This is a genomic window from Alteromonas sp. ABH4_456, assembly GCF_056160645.1.
This window is the reverse complement of the sequence record NZ_JBSWXO010000004.1, coordinates 149,390-169,248: the sequence shown is the minus strand read 5'-3', so window position 1 is coordinate 169,248 and position 19,859 is coordinate 149,390. Positions and strand designations below refer to the sequence as shown.

At 49.4% G+C, this 19,859-nt stretch carries 20 protein-coding genes; 2 read left to right on the top strand and 18 right to left on the bottom strand.

What is annotated here, in order from left to right:
- Positions 1 to 5 precede the first annotated feature (5 nt).
- The 10 genes from pseI to ACXAG2_RS08190 all read right to left on the bottom strand — a co-directional run bounded on the left by pseI (position 6) and on the right by ACXAG2_RS08190 (position 8,487).
- Positions 6 to 1,061 (bottom strand): pseudaminic acid synthase, encoded by a 1,056-nt coding sequence (pseI, locus tag ACXAG2_RS08235; protein WP_474865879.1) that lies wholly within the window; start codon positions 1,059 to 1,061, stop codon positions 6 to 8.
- Positions 1,054 to 2,025 (bottom strand): glycosyltransferase family 9 protein, encoded by a 972-nt coding sequence (locus ACXAG2_RS08230; protein ID WP_474865877.1) that lies wholly within the window; start codon positions 2,023 to 2,025, stop codon positions 1,054 to 1,056. Before ACXAG2_RS08230 ends, pseI begins: the two co-directional genes overlap by 8 nt.
- 4 nt (positions 2,026 to 2,029) lie before the next feature.
- Positions 2,030 to 2,722: a pseudaminic acid cytidylyltransferase gene (gene pseF, locus ACXAG2_RS08225; RefSeq protein WP_474865874.1), complete on the bottom strand. Its 693-nt coding sequence runs from the start codon at positions 2,720 to 2,722 to the stop codon at positions 2,030 to 2,032.
- Positions 2,719 to 3,864 (bottom strand): UDP-4-amino-4,6-dideoxy-N-acetyl-beta-L-altrosamine transaminase, encoded by a 1,146-nt coding sequence (gene pseC / locus ACXAG2_RS08220; protein ID WP_474865871.1) that lies wholly within the window; start codon positions 3,862 to 3,864, stop codon positions 2,719 to 2,721. Before pseC ends, pseF begins: the two co-directional genes overlap by 4 nt.
- Positions 3,861 to 4,859 carry a UDP-N-acetylglucosamine 4,6-dehydratase (inverting) gene (gene pseB, locus ACXAG2_RS08215; RefSeq protein ID WP_303574400.1) on the bottom strand — a complete coding sequence of 333 codons (999 nt, stop codon included), beginning with the start codon at positions 4,857 to 4,859 and terminating at the stop codon, positions 3,861 to 3,863. The genes pseC and pseB overlap by 4 nt, the downstream gene beginning before the upstream one ends.
- Before the next feature lie 68 nt (positions 4,860 to 4,927).
- A complete protein-coding gene (locus ACXAG2_RS08210; protein ID WP_474844635.1) occupies positions 4,928 to 5,239 on the bottom strand; it encodes a hypothetical protein in 312 nt (103 codons plus the stop codon).
- A complete protein-coding gene (gene fliS / locus ACXAG2_RS08205) occupies positions 5,236 to 5,664 on the bottom strand; it encodes a flagellar export chaperone FliS (RefSeq protein ID WP_119500530.1) in 429 nt (142 codons plus the stop codon). The genes ACXAG2_RS08210 and fliS overlap by 4 nt, the downstream gene beginning before the upstream one ends.
- A 16-nt stretch (positions 5,665 to 5,680) precedes the next feature.
- Entirely contained in the window at positions 5,681 to 7,123 is a 1,443-nt protein-coding gene (fliD, locus tag ACXAG2_RS08200; RefSeq protein ID WP_474865868.1) for a flagellar filament capping protein FliD, read from the bottom strand.
- Between the two features lie 13 nt (positions 7,124 to 7,136).
- Positions 7,137 to 7,580, bottom strand: coding sequence for a flagellar protein FlaG (locus ACXAG2_RS08195; RefSeq protein WP_474844633.1), 444 nt, complete (start codon positions 7,578 to 7,580; stop codon positions 7,137 to 7,139).
- An 82-nt stretch (positions 7,581 to 7,662) separates the two neighbouring features.
- A complete protein-coding gene (locus ACXAG2_RS08190; RefSeq protein WP_474851016.1) occupies positions 7,663 to 8,487 on the bottom strand; it encodes a flagellin N-terminal helical domain-containing protein in 825 nt (274 codons plus the stop codon).
- A 420-nt stretch (positions 8,488 to 8,907) separates the two neighbouring features.
- Here ACXAG2_RS08190 and ACXAG2_RS08185 point away from each other — a divergent pair, with 420 nt between their 5' ends.
- Positions 8,908 to 9,081, top strand: a complete 174-nt coding sequence (locus ACXAG2_RS08185; RefSeq protein ID WP_474865866.1) for a hypothetical protein — start codon at positions 8,908 to 8,910, stop codon at positions 9,079 to 9,081.
- 202 nt (positions 9,082 to 9,283) lie between these two features.
- Here ACXAG2_RS08185 and ACXAG2_RS08180 read toward each other — a convergent pair whose 3' ends face one another.
- Positions 9,284 to 10,117 (bottom strand): flagellin N-terminal helical domain-containing protein, encoded by an 834-nt coding sequence (locus ACXAG2_RS08180; RefSeq protein WP_474844632.1) that lies wholly within the window; start codon positions 10,115 to 10,117, stop codon positions 9,284 to 9,286.
- Positions 10,118 to 10,870: 753 nt separating this feature from the next.
- Positions 10,871 to 11,710 (bottom strand): flagellin N-terminal helical domain-containing protein, encoded by an 840-nt coding sequence (locus tag ACXAG2_RS08175; protein WP_474844631.1) that lies wholly within the window; start codon positions 11,708 to 11,710, stop codon positions 10,871 to 10,873.
- 226 nt (positions 11,711 to 11,936) lie between these two features.
- On the opposite strand from ACXAG2_RS08175, the gene ACXAG2_RS08170 reads away from it, so the two are divergent.
- Entirely contained in the window at positions 11,937 to 12,920 is a 984-nt protein-coding gene (locus ACXAG2_RS08170) for a hypothetical protein (RefSeq protein WP_474865863.1), read from the top strand.
- Here ACXAG2_RS08170 and flgL read toward each other — a convergent pair.
- Genes flgL through flgG form a run of 6 tightly spaced genes read right to left on the bottom strand, consistent with a single transcriptional unit; the run spans position 12,888 to position 19,845 of the window.
- Positions 12,888 to 14,114: a flagellar hook-associated protein FlgL gene (gene flgL, locus ACXAG2_RS08165; protein ID WP_119500523.1), complete on the bottom strand. Its 1,227-nt coding sequence runs from the start codon at positions 14,112 to 14,114 to the stop codon at positions 12,888 to 12,890. The genes ACXAG2_RS08170 and flgL overlap by 33 nt on opposite strands.
- Positions 14,115 to 14,122: 8 nt before the next feature.
- A complete protein-coding gene (gene flgK, locus ACXAG2_RS08160; protein ID WP_474865859.1) occupies positions 14,123 to 16,240 on the bottom strand; it encodes a flagellar hook-associated protein FlgK in 2,118 nt (705 codons plus the stop codon).
- A gap of 49 nt (positions 16,241 to 16,289) precedes the next feature.
- Positions 16,290 to 17,243: a flagellar assembly peptidoglycan hydrolase FlgJ gene (gene flgJ / locus ACXAG2_RS08155; RefSeq protein ID WP_474865856.1), complete on the bottom strand. Its 954-nt coding sequence runs from the start codon at positions 17,241 to 17,243 to the stop codon at positions 16,290 to 16,292.
- Positions 17,243 to 18,355, bottom strand: a complete 1,113-nt coding sequence (locus ACXAG2_RS08150) for a flagellar basal body P-ring protein FlgI (RefSeq protein WP_474865853.1) — start codon at positions 18,353 to 18,355, stop codon at positions 17,243 to 17,245. The genes flgJ and ACXAG2_RS08150 overlap by 1 nt, the downstream gene beginning before the upstream one ends.
- Before the next feature lie 9 nt (positions 18,356 to 18,364).
- Complete coding sequence (flgH, locus tag ACXAG2_RS08145) at positions 18,365 to 19,045, bottom strand: flagellar basal body L-ring protein FlgH (protein ID WP_119500520.1); 681 nt, start codon at positions 19,043 to 19,045, stop codon at positions 18,365 to 18,367.
- Positions 19,046 to 19,056: 11 nt separating this feature from the next.
- Positions 19,057 to 19,845: a flagellar basal-body rod protein FlgG gene (gene flgG / locus ACXAG2_RS08140; RefSeq protein WP_119500519.1), complete on the bottom strand. Its 789-nt coding sequence runs from the start codon at positions 19,843 to 19,845 to the stop codon at positions 19,057 to 19,059.
- Between the last annotated feature and the right edge of the window lie 14 nt (positions 19,846 to 19,859).

Below are 19,859 nucleotides of genomic sequence, written 5' to 3'. Positions count from 1 at the left end.
GACTCTCATTTCTCCAGATGTTCCCACTTGAGCGCGGTGCCTTTTTTCAACGCGGTACGGGCTTTACTGCCGAGGACTTCCTGCCAGTGCTTTGGCGCAAGGCCAAAAGCCGGCCGGACGATTTTCAGGTTAGACTCATCCAGCGTGTCACCAATATTCACATCTGCGCTTATATAAATTGAGCGGCGGTATTGTTTTGCCGCTTCCTCAGCCTGACTGCCTCCGTAACGAACCTGCCCCATGCCTTGCCAGGCACGCTCAGATTCTGTTACCAGCATTTTGAGCTCTGCAGGCTCCAGTGAAAAAGCCGCATCCACACCACCGGCGCTGCGATCCAACACGAAATGTTTTTCAATAACAGTGGTGCCCAGCGCGACGGAAGCCACTGCCACACCGATACCGCCGGTGTGATCACTCAGTCCCACCTGACAGTGAAAAGCGCTGCGCATATTGGGAATAGTGTTCAGATTAGTATTGCCGGGGTCTGCCGGATAGGTGCTGGTGCACTTCAGCAGCACGATATTGTCACACCCGTTGCGGCGGGCACAGTGAACGGCCTGCTCAATTTCAGCAAGGCTTGCCATGCCCGTAGACATGATCAGGGGCTTCCCTTTACTCGCGGCCCGGGCGATAAGGGGTAAATCAGTCAGCTCGAACGACGCAATTTTAAAACACGGCACGTCCAGACTGTCGAGGAAATCCACAGCTTCACCATCGAAGGGAGAGCTGAAAGCGAGCATACCCAGCGCCTTTGCCCGGTCAAACAGCGGCTTGTGCCACTCATAAGGCGTTGCCGCTTTTTGATATAACGCGTGCAAAGATTCGCCATGCCACAAACTGTCTTTTTCTGAAATCACGAAATCGTCGGTAGCTACATCCAGCGTCATGGAGTCGGCGGTGTAGGTTTGCAATTTAATAGCATGGGCACCGGCTTCAGCTGCAGCATCCACCATCGCGCAGGCAAGGTCAAAGTCCTGACTGTGGTTGCCGCTCAGTTCTGCAATAATAAACGGAGGTTCATCCGGGCCGATTAAACGGTCACCAATTTTTACATCATGCACGGGCATTCCCCTCTAAGATATTCATCACGCCCTGTGCGATCTGCTCAGGTTCAACAGCCACATCTGACATGTCAGTGGCATACTCGGGCATCAGCGTTCTGGGATCGACATTGCCGCTGATAACCAGAGACGGCGTACCGGTTGCTGTTGCCAGCCACTGCGGTGCAGAAGGTACGGTTATCAGTAACTGACTTGCTTTGAGTTGTGATAACGTCTGACGCATAGAGCAACGCCCGTCAAAACCGGTCCAGACATGAACGCCCTGTGCATCAAGAAGCGCTTTGAGCGCCTCTCCGTGGGGGTAATTCCGCTCCGCAGTTCTTGCGCCTGTCGCCATGGCAACCACAGGCTGATTGAGACCGGCAAGATGACTGTCGGCTTCTACATCAATGGTCATGTCCATGTCGATAGTGCTGAATCCGCAACAACGTCTGAGATAAAATTCAGGATACCCCCGCTCAGGTACCTGTCCGTACTCCCACCAGGTTGTATGCCATTGTGCCATGCTCATCCAGCTGCTTTGCATATACTGAGCAGGTAAATTAACGTAATCCGGCGACAGAGTTTGCTTCTGAAATTTATCAACGAGTTCAGCCACACTGATACTCATGGTATTACCAACCACTGGTTCACCGGCATCTTTTAAGAAGCGGGCGAGGAAACACGGCATAAACCACGTGTCGAGATTGATGATCTGAGTATATTCTTCAGCCAGGATCTGTTCAGCCAGCCCGAGAAACGTTTGCATGGCATCTACGATGTTTTCCGGCCACTCTCCCTGTTTCAGCGCGTGAACGGTAATGTCCGGTTCTGCCAGCTTCAGTAACTCCTCACCGGCGGCATAAGTCAGTGCGTGAATACTGGCTCCGGGGAATTTTGTTTTTACGTAGCGGATAGCCGGGATCCCCACACAGGTGACATCGCCAAGTCCCAGCATTCTGATTATGAGTATTTTTTCCTGCATAAATTTATTCTGTCTTTATATACGCGCGGTACATGAGTTCAGCCCTTTCCCAGTCCTCCGGTGTGTCAATATCCTGTACCAGATGGCGGGGCAGGATCACGGGAATACTGGTAGGCGCAAACATAGGCTTATCTGTCAGCCAGGCAGAAGCTTTCCCCCAATAGAACTGGCCGGCATCGTGAAAACTTTCGGTCAAATCCTGAGAACGGGTGGCCATTTTGCTGGCATCGAAAGGAAGCACGCCTTTGCCATGTAACCGGATTGCACGTTGGATTGGGAATGGAAACGTTGTGACTGAAAAAGCAAAGTACATGTCAGGATTGTCGTTCAGCCGTGACAACCCTTCTTTCAGGTATGTGGCACTTAGAAAAGGCGCTGTGGCATAGATACAACATACGTTGTCTACCTGCCCCTTATCGTCCTGATAAGAATCAATAGCATGACATACTACCGGCGCAGTGCCGGTGAAATCATCAGCCAGCGACGCCGGGCGACGGATAACATAACTGGCACCGTACTTTTCTGCGATAGCGGCAATTTCTTCACTGTCGGTGGATACGACAATATCATCGAAAACAGCGGCTTTCAGCGCCGCTTCAATAGAATAAGCAATGAGCGGTTTACCGGCAAAATTCCGGATATTTTTACCTTTTATCCGTTTGCTGCCGCCCCGTGCCGGAATAATGGCAATGTTCACAGTAATACCTCTTTCAGACAGTCAATCACCTTTTGCTGCTCGCCGTCTGTGAGTAAAGGATATAAGGGCAACGTCAGTGCACCCAGGTAATATTGTTCACTGACAGGAAAGTCACCTGCGCCAAATCCTAAAGCCTGATAATAAGGATGAAGATGTATAGGGATGTAATGAACATTTACGCCGATACCAACGGCTCTCAGGGTATTAAAAATGGCTGTGCGCTGCGCCGGTTCCACTTCAATCATATAAAGATGCCACGCACTGTTGTCATCAAACAACGGACGTTTTACCGGCAATGACGCCAGTGTCTCATGATATCTGGCTGCTCTGGTGCGTCTTTCTGCGACAAAACTGTCCAGTCTGCCCATTTGTGCCACACCTAAAGCAGCGTGCAAGTCACTCAGCCGGTAGTTAAAGCCTAAATGTATTTGCGCGTAGAACCAGGGTTCATCGTCATGCCCTGCCGGCAAGGTCGTCGGATCTTTAGTAATGCCATGACTGGCATATAAACGAAGTTTATCCGCCAGCACCTGAGATTTCGTCAACACCGCGCCGCCTTCAGCTGTCGTCACTGATTTCACCGGATGAAAACTGGTCACGACCATGTCGGAGTAAACACAGGAGCCGACACGGTTTCCCGCGGCATCTTTACCTCCCAGAGCGTGGGCAGCGTCTTCAATGATCGTAATTTTCAGCGGGCGACATAAATCAGCAATCGCTTTCATGTCACAGCTACTACCCGAAAAATGCACAGCAATAAGCACGTCAGGCAAGTTACCGGCAGCAGAAGCTTTTTCCAGTTTAGCCGCAAGGGCATCCACACTTAAATTACGGGTGACAGGGTCAATGTCGACAAAATCCACAGTAGCCCCGCAATACAACGCCGCATTGGCAGAAGCCGCAAAGGAGTTCGGGACTGTCCATACTAAATCTCCGGCTCCCACGCCGGCGGCCAGACAAGCAATATGAAGTCCTGACGTGCCGCTGTTACAGGCGACTGCATATTTTGCCCCGGTATAGTCACACAAGGCCTGCTCAAAGGCAGGGACCTGCTTGCCCTGGGTCAGGAACTCATTTTCCAGCACCTGTACCACGGCATCCACATCTTCTTTAGCAATAGTGTGTTTACCGTAAGGGATCATGAGGTGAGCTTATCCAGTTCGCGAAGCTCTTTCACTGACAGAAAATGTGGATTTTTACCGGAATGATATTCAAACTTTTCTTCTGCGGCTTTACCACGCTCACCGGTGCGATTTTTGAAGTAATCCACATTCTTATCGAAGAAGGTAATGGCCGGCGCGATAACAAAGTGGTCATCGAACTCAATAGAATGATGTGCCATTTCTTCAGGCACCATCACCTCGTGAAGCTTTTCACCTGGGCGTATACCAATGGTTTCGTATTCCCGTTTACCGCTCATAGCTTCCACCAGATCGACGATACGGATTGAGGGTATTTTAGGAACGAAGATTTCTCCTCCCTGCATGCGGGAGAAGTTTTTAATTACGAATTCCACCCCTTCATCCAGAGTGATCCAGAAACGGGTCATTTCCGGATGAGTCACCGGCAATTTGTCACGGCCTTCACTGAGCAACTGACGATAAAAAGGAACTACCGAGCCGCGGGAGCCGACAACATTGCCGTAGCGTACTACCGAGAACCTTGCACCGTTGGCTCCGGATATATTATTGGCTGCTACAAAGAGTTTATCCGAAGCCAGCTTCGTTGCGCCATACAGGTTAACCGGATTAGCGGCCTTATCGGTGGATAACGCAATGACCCAGGATACTTTATTGGCTATGCAGGCATCGATGACATTTTGCGCGCCGTTGATATTGGTCTTTATACACTCATTAGGATTGTATTCTGCCGCCGGTACCTGCTTCAGTGCTGCCGCATGGACCACGTAATCCACATCTTTCATGGCAGTGATCAGACGTTCTTTATCTCTGACATCACCAATGAAGTAACGCATGCAGCTGTCATTGAAGCGCTGCTGCATTTCAAACTGTTTCAATTCATCGCGGGAATAAATGATGATTTTTCGGGGTGAGTAATTTTTGAGTAAGTGACTGACAAACTTTTTCCCAAAAGAGCCTGTACCACCGGTAATCAAAATATTTTTATCATTGAACATATTCGTGTTCCCACAAAGCGTGAGCCCTAAGGCTGCAAGTCAAGATTCAGCGCATCATACAGCCAGACTTAACGGTATTTTTTTACCGCCTTCTGGCTTCTCAGAAATTGGCTGACATCGTCTTTAGCTGATTTTAGCAAAGTCTGCGCCATTTCTTTTAACATATTATTGACGGTAACTTCCTGTTCTGCAAAAGATCTTGCCGTTTCAGGGTCTGAATTTTCAAGGTGGGATTGAATAACCGTATCACGCCGGGTCATCAAAGACAGCAAAGTGCTGTAGCGGGCTTCTTCGTCATCGTCCGTCAGGCACTGCAGGATTTCAGCATTAATGTCTGCCAGCGCCTGAGGAGTAAACTCATGATTTAATTGTATATTCACACGGCCTGTCGTTTTTGACGCTGTGCTTCGTACGCTTCCTCTTTAGCGGCTTGAGGAATCTGTACCCAGGCATCACGAATGGGAGTTAACAGGCTAATCACTTCATCCAGGATCTGCAAGTCATTCCGTACGTGAGCTTCCCCGGTTCTCTCAATCATATACTCATAAAGTGAGTACATGTTTTCAGCAACTTCTCCGCCCACATCCAAATCCAGTGTGTCACGAAGATTCATCAGAATAGCCGTCACGCGGGAAAGAAACTCAGATTTAGCGGCAAATTCTTTACGCTCCATTGCGCCTTTTGCAAACGCTAACCGGTCCAGTGCGCCTTGCATCAACATAAGCGTCAACTTATGGGGATCAGCATTTGCGATATCTTGTTTCAGGTTACCCTTGCGGTATGCGTTTATGCCTGTCAGTGCCATTATAATTCCTCACTTATCACAGAGATGCCAGCAGTGCAGAGCCTGTCGAATTCAATTGCGAAACGGTCTGGTCGAGGGCCAGATATTTATCCCGCAATATTTGTTCGTAGTTTGCCATTCTTAATTCCAGACGCTCACGATCATCATAAAGCTGCTCCCGGTCATCCTTCGCTGCACGCTCTCTTAAACTGATTAATCCACTGTATGACGTGTATTGATCAGTGAACTCATAGAGTTTAACGGCAATACCTTCGTTTTCATCAGTAAATAATTTGGCTATTTCGTCAAAATTATCTTCAAGTGCATCTTCAAGGCGCTCATTACCGGAACCCAGACCGAAATCTGTGTCACCGATTTCCAGCTCACCATCGGAATTAAGCTCTACACCCAACTGGAATAAACCGCCAAGCGCAGAGGATGAAACACTGCCGCCGACAATCGAACCCAGTCCGGTCATGATGCCCCGCATCAGCGAGTCGCCGGCAAGATCACCATCGTCTTCCAGTTCAGATTCACCGTAACGGGTAAGGTTCTGCAACTCTTTGATGACACCGTTATAGGTGTCGACGAAATCACGGATCTTTTTATCAAGGCCGTCACGGTCATAACCGACTTCTAATGTTGATGTCTGAAAACTCAGACCATCAGCGGATTTTGGCGACACGCGCTCCGCTTCAAAAGAAACGTTCTGGATAGTGTTTTCAAATTCGTTGGTACTGCTCTCTACCACGATACCGTCGATGGTAGCCCGTGCATTGGTCGCAGACGTGATATTAGACGAAGAGATTAAACCGGCAGAGGTTGAGCTGCTTGTTGCCACACGGTTAAGTTCCGCCGCCCCGGTATCGTTGACAATTTCCAGATCATTACCGTCTCCGGTCACATCAGATGTGAAAACCAGCTTAGGACCGGCCGATGTGCCCGTGTCGATAATATTGGCATTAACACCGAAATTATCTTCACTATTGTTAATAGCTTCCCGCAACTGCGCCAGAGTCATACCGGCAGACACGTTGATAGTAAAGGAATCGCCGGATGCCCCTACATTAAACGTCAGGGAACCTGAACCGGAGCTCAGTACAGCATCGGAAGAAGAAGAGAAATTACCGTCATCAGTGACAATACGGCTGCCCGTTGCCAGCTGCTCTACGGCAATTTCATAGCTGCCCCGCAGGGCAGAATTTGATGCATCTGCAGAGAGGATCTCTACATCTTCATCAGGATTGGTAATAGTAGGCTCACGACCATTGATGTCGTTATCGCTGCGCAGTTTATCCACTGCGTCTTTAAAATCGGACAATAAGGATTTAACCTGCCCGAGACCAGAAATTTCAGCTTCAATACGATCTTCACGCTCATTCAGGCGCTCTTCTTTCGGCGTCCTTTCGGCCTCAAGCAGTTGCGTGACCAGATCGTCAAGCGCAAGTCCGGAACCAACACCTAACGATTGAATAGTCATTTGCTTACCTCATTTAAACTTTGTTGTTTACCAGCACTCCTACACTGCTGCCAACATCTTCCTGCAAGGTTTTAATCCGTTCCGCAAGCTTTAACACTTCATCGGACGGGATCTGCCGGATGACATCACCAGACTCAGAATCTTTAACAGTAACCACTGAACGATTAGTATTTTCGTCAACGGAAAATGCCAGGTTTCGATTCTGAACCTGTAGGAATGCTTCTACCTCACGCGCAGCAACTTCGATGTCTTGCTGAGCCTGACCCTCTCTGCTTACTATATCGGCAGCATCGGTCACACCTTGAGCATTTCGGGAAGAATTACGCTCTTCCTGTTGCTTCTCAGTTGCTGACGCATCCTGGTTTGCAGGGGCAGGTGTTTGCACACGTTGAGACTGCACTTCTGTAAGGTTTGAAGCAGCAAAATTTTGGCCAACTTGTAAATTTGCAATTTCCACGTTTACCTCCATTCTCAAACGGCTCAGACGGGAAACAGAACTCCCTGTTTCCCCTTAGCCTTTCAAGTACGGCTTTCTACTATTATCCTAGCAGAGACAGAGCTGTTTGTGGACGCTGATTAGCCTGACTCAGCACAGAAACAGACGCCTGCTGGATGATCTGATTACGGGTCAGTTCTGCAGTTTCAGACGCAAAGTCAGTATCACGGATACGTGAACGTGCAGTTGACAGGTTTTCAGAAATACTGCTCAGGTTACGAATAGTAGACTGGAAGCGGTTTTGCAATGCACCCAGGTCAGCCCTTGCAGCACCGATAGTAGAAATGGCGTTATCAATGGCCGTTAAGGCGGATGTTGCGCCGTCTACAGTAGCAATTGACAATGTACCAACGCCCAGACCGGAAGCACCGTAACCGCCACTGCGTGACAGGTTAACACTGATAGTCTGACCAGCATTTGCACCTACCAGGAACGCGGCAGAATAACCGCCTTTCAGCAGGTCAACACCACCAAACTGAGTGTCGGTAGAAATACGGGAAATTTCAGTTTGCAGTGCTGCCACTTCTTTTTGCAGCGCCGCGCGATCAGCTGAGCTATTAATACCGTTTTGTGACTGAACAGCAAGCTGACGGATACGCTGTAAACTGGTTGTTACCTCAGCTAACGCACCTTCAGTAGTCTGCGTTAATGAGATAGCATCATTTGCGTTACGCACGGCCTGGTTTAAGCCCTGAACCTGCGTAGTCAGACGATCTGAAATTTGCAGACCGGCTGCGTCATCAGCAGCACTGTTAATGCGGAAACCTGACGACAGTCTTTCAAAAGATGTGCTTAGCTTATTGCCTACATCGAACAACTGACGCTGTGCGTTGAGAGCAGAAGCATTTGTATTTACGTATAAAGACATTTGAATACCTCCTGGGGATCCGTTGCATACAATGCTACAATCAAATCCTTCCTGTTCAGATTCTCCGGGTCACTACTCCCATTGAATCCCCTCTTAGCGAACACATTCGGTGAATCGCATTAAAGTAATTAAATTACCCCTCAGCTATAGGTATCGGCGACTTCTTGAGGATCTTTAGCTTTTTTTCGAAAAAATTTAAAATAATTTTATGCTATTGATTTATAAAGATTTTACATAATTAAAAACAGCTAAAATGTAGTTTTAGAGGAGTATTGATAAAGATATTTAGTTTGCGAACGGGCAAAAATGTGCAAAATAGAAAAGTATAACTGGCACAACTTGTGTATCTGAGAAAATACACAACTGATGCAAACGCCAACAATTTGACAATTAGTTGGCACAGGAAATGCTAAGATTAGAATGAATACTTCAGGTATGAAAATAATGCCGGGGGATTCATCATCGACGTTTGATGAAAAAGTTTCGCTCTTAAAAAGAGAAGCAAATTACGGTGTTCCGGTACATCCTTTAAAAAAGGCCGGAACAGATGTTCCGGCCAATTTGCTCACGTTAGGAGATAGAGCAAACTTTTAAAATGTTTCCAGTCGGCTGGCAGGAAAATTAGTAGAATTAACTGGCCTCTCAACCAACACTTCTACCTCTCAGTCCTGTTAGCCGGCGTTTTCTTGCTACGGCCCCCACTCGGGGGCCGTTTTTCATGGGCTGGCCTCTCATTTCCTACCCCCCCATTTTTTTACCCTTTATAATTACGCAGGGTATAGCGCTCTATTCCTTATTAACCTCCGAGCAGAGATAACGCTGCCTGCGGACGCTGGTTTGCCTGTGACAGTATAGTTGTACTTGCCTGTTGCAGGATCTGATTGCGGGTAAGCTCTGCCGTTTCGGTGGCAAAATCTGTATCACGTATGCGGGATCTTGCCGCTGATACGTTTTCCGAGATGTTGCTCAGGTTGCGGATAGTTGACTGAAAACGGTTCTGTATCGCACCGAGATCTGCCCGTTTAGCATCAATATTGGAGATAGCCGCATCCACCGCTGTCAAAGTCACCGAAGCGTTAGACTCAGTAAGCACGTTAAGCTGGCTATTACCATTGGTCAGTCCAGAGAAGCCATAACCACCGGCACGAGAAATATTCACACCTATTGTTTGCCCGGCGTTCGCCCCGACCAGGAAGGCTGAAGAAAAGCCGCCCGTCAAAATATCCACACCGGCAAACTGGGTAGTTTGTGCGATACGGGAAATTTCAAACTTAAGCGCAGATACTTCTTTTTGCAGTGCCAGCCGGTCCGCAGAACTGTTGATACCGTTCTGGGATTGAATAGCCAGTACACGAATACGCTGTAATGCGTTGGTAATTTCCTGCATCGCACCTTCAGCGGTTTGAGCAAGTGAAATACCGTCATTTGCGTTACGAACTGCCTGATCAAGACCCATGATTTGTGACGTCATACGGTCAGAGATTTGCAGACCTGCAGCATCGTCGCGGGCACTGTTGATACGGAAACCGGAAGACAGGCGTTCGAACGCAGTTGTCAGTGAATTTCCAGTGTTAAACAATTGTCGTTGTGCATTCAAAGATGACACGTTGGTGTTTACATAAAGACTCATGGGTCTCTCCTAACAATTTAAGTAAGTGTTGTATTTATCTTTTTTATCAACACCGGTTTTTTAAAATCTGGCACAGCGTATGCTAGATAAGCTATGTCAGTGATAATTCTCTGACACTTCCGGGTCACTCCCGGGAGTTGAGCGTCACGCTCTGCTGACAGGCAGGTATGTTGTTCCAGACCTCATACCTCTCACTACCTCCTGGCTTCATTCCTGCCGGTCGGCCCCATTAACTAGTAAGCACTCACTATCACTATTAAACCAAATTTTCCATGGCCTTTATTCTTCTGATTTTTTGAGGAAAATTGTTTGGTCTGATGATAGCCGGCAATGTTCGGTTGTTTCGCCGGAGTAAGCGGGCTTGTCAAAATATTGCCACTTACCTGTCATCTCCTAACGATTTTTGTTGCCGGATATGTTTGCTTTTATTCTTTACCGGCGGTGACAAATATTGTTTTTATTCTTGTCACTTATTGTTCATCTGAAGGTAGCCGGATGATTATTATTTTTGTACCGTGCCCCTTTGCTTTATGTATCGTACGGGGACGAAATTTCCTTTAGCCTTTTTTTAAAAAAGCAGAGAAAAAAGATGGGATTTTTTGAGGATTATTGATTTTTAAGGAAAAAATGGCCGGACAAATTGTCCGGCCAACCGCTCTTCGTTAGGAGAGAATGAGCGTATTCTCACGCAAAGGGCCTTACGAGTCACTACCTCCCGGCTTCATTCCCATGCGTTTTCAGCTATACGGGTGATTAACCCAGTAACTGTAAGGCTGCCTGTGGACGCTGATTAGCCTGTGACAATACTGTAGTACTTGCCTGCTGGATAATCTGGTTACGGGTCAGGTCAGCGGTTTCTGAAGCGAAGTCAGTATCACGGATACGTGAACGTGCTGCAGATACGTTTTCTGAAATGCTGCTCAGGTTACGGATAGTAGACTGGAAACGGTTTTGCAGCGCACCTAAGTCAGCACGTACACCACCAATCGCAGAGATTGCGCTGTCAACGGCGTCCAGCACGCTTGACGCACCGGCAACGGTAGCGACAGTGGCATCGCTCATGCCCAGGCCACCGGCACTGAAGCCGTCAATACCCGCCAGATTGGCAGCAGAAAGGTTTACAGAGATAGTCTGACCGGCATTCGCACCAACCAGGAACTGCGCTGAGAAACCACCGGTTAAGATATCAACACCGTTGAACTGAGAGTCCGTAGAAATACGGGTGATCTCTGTTTTCAGTGCAGACACTTCTTTTTGCAGCGCCAGACGGTCAGCAGAACTGTTGATCCCGTTCTGAGACTGAACCGCAAGCTGGCGGATACGCTGAAGCGCAGTTGTAGTCTCATCTAACGCACCTTCTGCTGTCTGTGACAAAGAAATAGCGTCATTGGCATTACGGACGGCCTGGTTCAGGCCCTGAATTTGGGTAGTCATACGGTCTGTGATTTGCAGACCAGCGGCATCGTCTTTTGCACTGTTAATCCGGAAACCAGATGACAGACGCTCAAAAGAGGTGCTCAGGGAATTACCAACATCAAATAATTGACGCTGTGCGTTTAATGCAGACGCATTTGTATTAACGTACAAAGACATAAGTCTCTCCTACACTCTCAGTCCAGCAGGGCTGGCTGCCGGAACAACCGGCGATTACAAATTAGTAGTCACCAAAACCTGAGGGGTAATTGATGAACTGGCTCTCTCAGTAGTGTTATCGACATGGGGGGATTTCCCTTTAATAAAAAAATACAAAAATTGCCGTAGAGCGGCAGACATTTGCCGCCTATACTTAGTTAACACTTTGGTTTTATGACTATTTTCTATGCCCGAAAAAATTTTAAAAATTGATCGTCTTTGCCGCATATCCAGCCCGTATGCCCATTCCGCCTTTACCGGGCTGATAGAAAATGGTGAAACATTTCTTTGCTGTTACCGCCAGGCACTGACCCATGTCAGTGACGATGGCAGGATTGAAGTGACGTCGGTGACCGGTGACGGACGGGTGACAGACAGGCAGAGATTGTCATTACCGGGTTACGATTTGCGGGATCCTAAACTTTCCCGCGATGATACCGGGCGATTATGGTTAATTGCATTTGCCCGTCCGGTGACTCAGGCGACACGGGGAAACCGTTTTCAGATGGTGAGCTGGTTTTCCGGCTCCGGAAAAAGCTGGTCCTCTCCCCGTTTCTTTGGTGAACAACACTGGTGGTTATGGCGGATTATATGGCAAAACAACAAAGCGCTGGGTCTTGCTTACCATGGCGGCCCTCAGCAACTGACGTTATTTACCGGTCATCCCGGCAAAAATATGCAGCGCCATCCGATCCCGGCGATGTCTCTGGCAAGAGATAAGTTGGGCTACCCTAATGAAAGTGACATGCACATAAGCAGTGACGGTGTGATTACCGCACTGGTCAGACGCGATGCAGACAGTTTTACCGCGCAGTTAGGCACAAGCAAACCACCCTATAACCGCTGGTACTGGCGGGATTTGAAAACCTATATTGGCGGACCTGCCATGGTAATGTTGACGGAGGGATATGCACTGGTAGCCGGAAGACAATGGACGGGCAAAGAACTGGTCACACAAATCTGGTTGCTGGATTTGGCGAAGGCTTCACTGGCGCCCTGCCTCACCTTACCGTCCGGTGGAGACAACAGCTATCCCGGCCTTGTGATTCAGGATGACACACTGTTTGTCAGCTATTACTCAGGCCATACCGACGATGAAACCCGCGTGTATTTCGCACGGGTTTCAGGCGTGAATAAGTTAAGAGATATAATTAAACAGGGAAAGGTTTGAGACTTTCGGGAATGTTGCCAGGGCTGCGCTCAGCGCAGCTTCCTGTTTAGCAAACTCTGCTGACGCTTCTGCGTAATCAGTTTCTTCAATCTGTGCACGGGCATCTTTTGCGGTGATTTCTAAGTCCAGATTAGTTTCATATATGGATTCCGCCACGTTCATCCGGCCTCCCAGCGAAGAACGTTCAAGATTGATACGTTCCATGCCGTTGTCCAGACCCACCAGCGCATCACCGAGGGCATCCGTTAACGCATCGCCGCTTAACGAATCATTAATCAGCTGATTGGCGATATCATTCAGCGTTTCGGCCACGTTTTTCTTCACCGGCGTATCCAGAGAGAAATTCACCGTGTCTCCGGTGGTTCCGTCAAGGGTAAATGCCATCCCTTTAATGGTGAACGGCTCTCCGGACGTGAAATCTACTGTACCTTCCACAGCACCGGTACCGGTATTCGTTAACTGTACCTGTCCGGTACCCAGCACTGTCAGTTGGTAATTATTATTTGCCGCTGTCACCGGGTCATAGTTATTTTCATAAAACTGATCAAACGTGCCCTGCTCTCCCACCTTCGCCGTTTGTACGGTGGCGCCGGCAGAACCGGTTACGGTGAAATCAAAACGACTGAGCACATTTTCAAACACTTCCTGTCCGGACGTGCTGCGCTGCACCGTGACACTGTCTGAAAGCTTCACTGATGTCGCGCCCGAATCGCCGGTATAGAAAATAGCATTACCGGTGGCAGCGGGATTGAAGGTAAAAGCCTGCTGCTGCGACTGATAGCCGGCGAAAATATAATTACCGGCAGCATCCTGCGTGTTCATCAAGTCGAACACCTCATTACGGATTTGCTCGAGTTCCACGCCGATTGCCCGTTTATCTTCATCGGTCATAATGCCGGAGCCCGCCTGCACAACCAGAGTCCGGGCACGGTTCAACGAATCATTAATATTGGTCAGTACTGCTTCCTGTTGTTCCAGGGCATTAGTTAACAAGTCATTGTTACGCTGATACTGGGTAAGCTTATCGAGTTGTTCGGTGATACGGATAACCTTTGCAGCTCCCACAGGATCGTCACTGGGGCGATTCAGTTTTTTCCCCGTCGCCAGCGCTTCCTGAGTATCTGCCAGGCCTTTCTGGTTATCCATGATGGCGCGGATATTTTGATCGTAAATCTGATTAGTTGAAATACGCATAAGTTACATTACCTCGCTGCCGATAAAATCGTATCGAACAACTCCTGAGCCGTGGTGAGAATGCGGGCTGCCGCAGCATAGGATTGCTGATAGCGAACCAGGTTCGCCGCTTCTTCGTCCAGACTCACGCCGGATGTGGAATCAAACCAGTTTTCCGACTGCACTTTCATCGCCTCGGCGGCATCCAGAGAAATTTGTGCCGTAGCAGATTTCTCACCAACCCGTCCAACCAGCGACGAATAAGCATCATGAAAAGTACGCTGTTTATTCGAACTGTCACTGCTTAATTGTACCAGGCTTTCACGCTGTAACGCCGCCATTTCTTCGGCGTTAGTATTGTCAGCAATCCCGTCAGTATTATAGGTCAGATTAAAAGAATCTCCCGCAACAGGAATGCCGCTCAGGCTGACATCGTAACCGGGATAATCATCCAGCGCACTGAACGCGGCCGGCCATGCCGGCCCTGTGCCATTCGCTTCCGCCTGTGCCAGCAAATTGTCGAAACTGGTCACACCGGATACGTTGGTTATGACGTTACCTGCATCGTCCAGCACCTGAAAATCACTGGCAGAGGTAAATACGATTTGCGCCGGCGCACCGACAGTACCACCCGGTGCAGCTGCCGCACTGTGTATACCGCCGGCGCCGTCAAAGGCAGACGCCTCAGCGCCTAAGGCAGCATCAACTGTAGTATTACTTATGGACACTTTACTGACCGTGGCATCACCCAGGTTAGATAAGCTGGCTTCTGCCCGCACTGGAGCAGCAAAGGCGAGATCTTCCGGCCGGTCTGTTGCCAGCGTGAGATCGGATGCCGCATATTTTGACGGCTGGATCAAAAATTCATTGTCGACGCTGTAGCCCGTAGCAGCCTGAAACTCGACCTCAATGCCACCCGGCAATTCGTTGAAACCGGCTCCGACTGAGAGCCCGGCAAATACCACATCAGCGCCGGAAGCGTCTTTCTTCGGCGTACCGTCACCATTTAACAGCTCAACCGTCACTGAAGTGGGAAAGCCTGCGCCGTTTACCGCATCGACGGTAATTTTATAATCTGCATCAGTTAACTGATTACCCTGCCCTGCCGTTACCTGTGCCCGTACGGGTAAGTTATCCGGTGTTCCGCTGAACGGTAAACCGGTAAACTCCGGCATGGAAAAAATATCACCGCCAAGCTGCAGGTCTAAATCCATACCAAGACGGTTTTGCTGATTCACCGCATCAGCCATCGCCAGCGCCATCTGGCCAATATCCCGTTGTGCCGGTCCAAGAATTTCATCGCGAAAACGGAATAAGCCCCCCAGCGAACCGCCAAGATCTTTTTCATTCACGTTGATGGCAGTATTCTGTTTATTAGCAAAATTGGTGGTGAGTTGCAGTTCCTTGAAAGTCAGATCTGCATCATTGCCCAGCTCGAACAAATTAAAACTGCCATCTTCCAGTACCAGCGACTCTCCGGATGATAAATTTACCACCACTGAGCCATACTGGTTTTCACGCACTTCCACTGACATCAGCTCAGCCAGTTCGTTGATCGCCTTGTCACGTTCGTTGAGCAATGCTCCGGGTTCTTCACCACTGCCACCTCTGGCTGTCAGAACGGCGGTATTTAATTCACCGATACTGGCAATCAAACTGTTCGCCCGTTCAATCTGGCTGGTGAATTCCAGGTTCAGCTCTTCTTCTTTCGCTTCCATGAAGTCAGATAACGTGCTCATGCGGGACAACAATCCGGAAGCCTTACCCAGCACCGCTTCCCGTGAAGCAAGGTTAGTCGGATCATCAGACGCTGTCTGTATGGCAGCAAAAAACTGACTCAGACCGTCAGCAATGGAGTTGGCTTCACTGGCCAGCAGGTTATCCAGCGAGTTAGTTTTCTCCACGAAAGTTTCCAGCTCACCGACAGAGGTAATATCACGGCGTAACTGGTTTTGCGCAAAAATGCTGATAACCCGTTCCGTTGTGCCTTTACCCACACCACCTAAAATTGTACTTTCAAATACCGTGCGCTCGCGGACGTAGCCTTCCGTGTTTACGTTAGCTATGTTATTCGACGTTGTATTCAGCAGTTTGCTGCTGGCGGTAACCCCACTGTTAGCAATATTAAAAAGGTCAGTGCGGATCATGGTGTGACACTCCGTAACAGAACATCATAAGGTTGAGCAGGTCCGGTATTCATGGCTGATATCCCTGTACTGCATCACTGCGGTAAACAGCCATCACTTTACTGGCGTATTGCGGATCGGTGGCGTATCCGGCCTGTTGTAATTCATTAAAGTATTGCGATGCATCTGCACCGTTTGCCACAGCCTGCTGATAACGGGGTTGAGTACGGATAAAATCAACGTAATCGGCCAGTCCGGATTCCAGAGAATCATACTGACGAAAGGCTGCTTTGCGCCGTTCGGGTACACCATTACTGAATTCCAGGGTATCAACTACAGCCTGCTCACCCTGCCACTGGTTGTTGGCTTTGATACCAAACAAATTGTGCGTGCTGTTGCCGTGCTTATCGTGAATAACATACTGGCCCCAGCCGGTCTCAACGGCAGCCTGGGCGATAATGGCTCTGGCATCCGTACCCAGTGCTTCTGCGGCTTTTTCTGCGTACGGATAGAGGGTTTCTACAAAGTCCTGCTGGTCACTGAACATTGCGGCCTTGTAGGCGGATTGTGAACCGGCAGACGCGGAATCCAGCATTGTTGCCTGAGCACGGCTTACTGCCTCTGCCCTTTCACGATTGATTGACGACAGGTTGCCGTCGGAGCGCAGGGTACTTGCCGGACGGTAGTCCGGGTCCTGCTGACCAAGTTGCTTCACAATTAAATCAGCCAGGCCGAGCCCGCCATTACTGGATAAGTCCACGGCCAGTTGTTGATCGTGCATATCACGGTAGAACTTAACCTGTTCAGAGTTAAACGGGCTGTCCTCATCAGCAAGGGCATCCTGGGCCTTGCGCATAGACTTCAGCATCATTTGCACAAAAATCGCTTCAAATTGCTGTGCCGCTTCCTGCAACACTTCACCGTTACCACTTGCCATGGCTTCACGCAGGTTATTAAGCCCGCTGATATCACTGGCATTACGGGCCATTTCTAACTGGCTTTGGGAAGTGTTCTGCAGATTCATCAGATAATCACCAGTTCACCACGAAGCGCACCGGCCTGACGCAGGGCTTCAAGGATTGCCATCAAATCGCCCGGAGCGGCACCCACTTCGTTCACGGCACGTACCAGCTGATCCAGTGTTACACCGGGTTCAAACTTGAACATGCGGCTGTCTGCCAGATCCACATCCACAATAGACTGGGTCGTCACTACGGTGTTTCCGTCTGCAAGAGCATTAGGCTGAGACACCTGTTGGTTTTCAGCAATCGTCACCGTTAATCCGCCGTGGGTGATAGCTGCAGGCAGCAGTACCACATCCTGACCGATTACAATGGTTCCGGTACGGCTGTTAATAACCACCCGCGCCGGAGCGTCAGCGGGTTCGAAATCAAAATTCTCCACCGTCGCCAGAAAACCGACCCGCTGACCCACATCACGGGGTGCGGTGACCCGGACAGATGCAGCATCAATAGGAGTGGCAATGGTATAGCCCTGATCCGGTTGCGCACCAAGACGTTCATTAATGGTATCGGCAAGCCGCTTGGCAGTAGAAAAATCCGGATAGTGCAGATTCAGTGTTAAGGTGTCACCGTTAGCAAAACCGGAAGGAACAGTTTGCTCAACAAACGCGCCGTTCGGGATACGGCCAACAGTAGGTGTATTCACCACAATGCGTGATCCGTCTCCGCCCTGGGCACCGAAACCACTTACTACCAGGCTGCCCTGAGCAACGGCATAGACTTTTCCGTCAACCCCTTTTAAGAAGGTTTGCAACAATGTGCCGCCTTGCAGGCTGCTGGCTTCGCCCACTGATGATACAGTCACATCGATAGACTGACCGGGCTTGATGAACGGCGGCAGTTCAGCATGTACGGCAACTGCTGCCACATTTTTAATTTTTGGCTTGGTATTCGGATCCAGGCTGATACCGAAGTTGCTGAGCATGGTGCGGAAGCTTTGTTCGGTAAACGGACTTTGTTCACCGGTACCCGGCAACCCCACAACCAGTCCGTAACCCACCAGCTGGTTGCTTCGCACACCCTGAATACTGGCCACGTCTTTAATACGTTGTGCATCAGCAAGAGGCGCTGCAAATATCACAGCAGTTACAAGGAGAAATCTTAAAATTGGCATAAGTTGCTCCTAGAAAGGCCACACGTCGGAAGAGAAAAAGCGGGTAAGCCAGCCCTTTTCCTGTGCCCGTGCAAAGCTGCCTGTACCACTGTACTGAATGCGGGCATTGGCAATCTTTGTGGACACAATTTCGTTCTCAGGGCTGATGTCCGCAGGACGGATAATGCCGGTCAGACGGATATATTCATCCCCCTGATTCAGCGTCAGCCATTTTTCTCCCCGGATCACCAGATTCTGGTTTGGCATCACATCAACCACGGTAACCGAGATAGCACCTGACAGGCTGTTGCTCTGGTTCGCCTGAGCATTACCGGTAAAATCATTCGACGAATTCAGTCCGAACTGAATGGACTGGCTTCCAAGATTAATGGTATCGCCACCCAGGCCGGTTATTGGTTGCACATCCACGCCGGTGCTTTTCGCTGTTGTGGTATCAGCCGTTTTGGACGCCGCGGTATTTTCACTCAGCGTAACGGTAATGATGTCGCCTACCCGACGCGCGGTCACATCAGAATACAAACTGTTTGCCATGTAAGGGCGGAACAGTGCCCCGTCCTCAGTGATCTGCTCCCGGGGAATATCGGGGATCACCGGAGCAAACGCAGGATCATTCGCCTGGGCCGGTGGCTGCGGGGTGCTGTTGCATCCCGCCAGCATTACACTGATTGCGATAAAGCCAAAAATTCGCATGACATCACCTGTTAAAGCTGCTGAATCACCTGACCAAGCATCTGGTCAACGGAAGAAATTACTTTTGAGTTCATCTCGTATAAACGCTGACTTTCAATCAGGTTTACCAGTTCTTCCGTGACGTTTACGTTGGAGGTTTCCAGCGTGCCCTGAGAAATCGTACCCAACCCCTGCAAACCCGGCACGCCCTGAATCGGCGCTCCACTGGATGCGGTTTCCACAAACAGGTTTTGTCCGGTAGGTTGTAAGCCGGTGGGATTAACAAAATCAGACACGTTCAGCTGGCCCAGCACCTGAGGTTCAGCCTGACCACGTACTGAGGCAGAAATCTCACCATCCTGAGAAATAGTAATTTGCTGGGCATCTTCAGGTACTGCAATTTCCGGCTGTAACAGGAAACCGGCGCCTGAGGTCACAATCTGGCCCTGATCGTTTAACGTAAACTGACCATTACGGGTATAAGCAATGGTTCCGTCAGGCTGCAGAATTTCAAAGTATCCGCGGCCCTGAATAGACATATCCAGTGCATTTTCGGTAGTCAGCATATTACCCTGAGTGTGGGCTTTTTGCGTGGCAACCACTTTTGAACCGGAGCCCAGCATCAGGCCTGAAGGCAGTTCAGTGTCGGCCGACGAACGTCCGCCCGGCTGGTTGATATTCTGATACAGCAGATCTTCAAAGATCGCGCGATCTTTCTTGAAGCCTACGGTTGAGGCGTTTGCCAGGTTATTGGATACCACGGCAACGTCGGTTTGTGCGGCGTCTAGCCCAGTTTTACTAATCCATAACGCAGGATGCATATCGACCTCCTGAC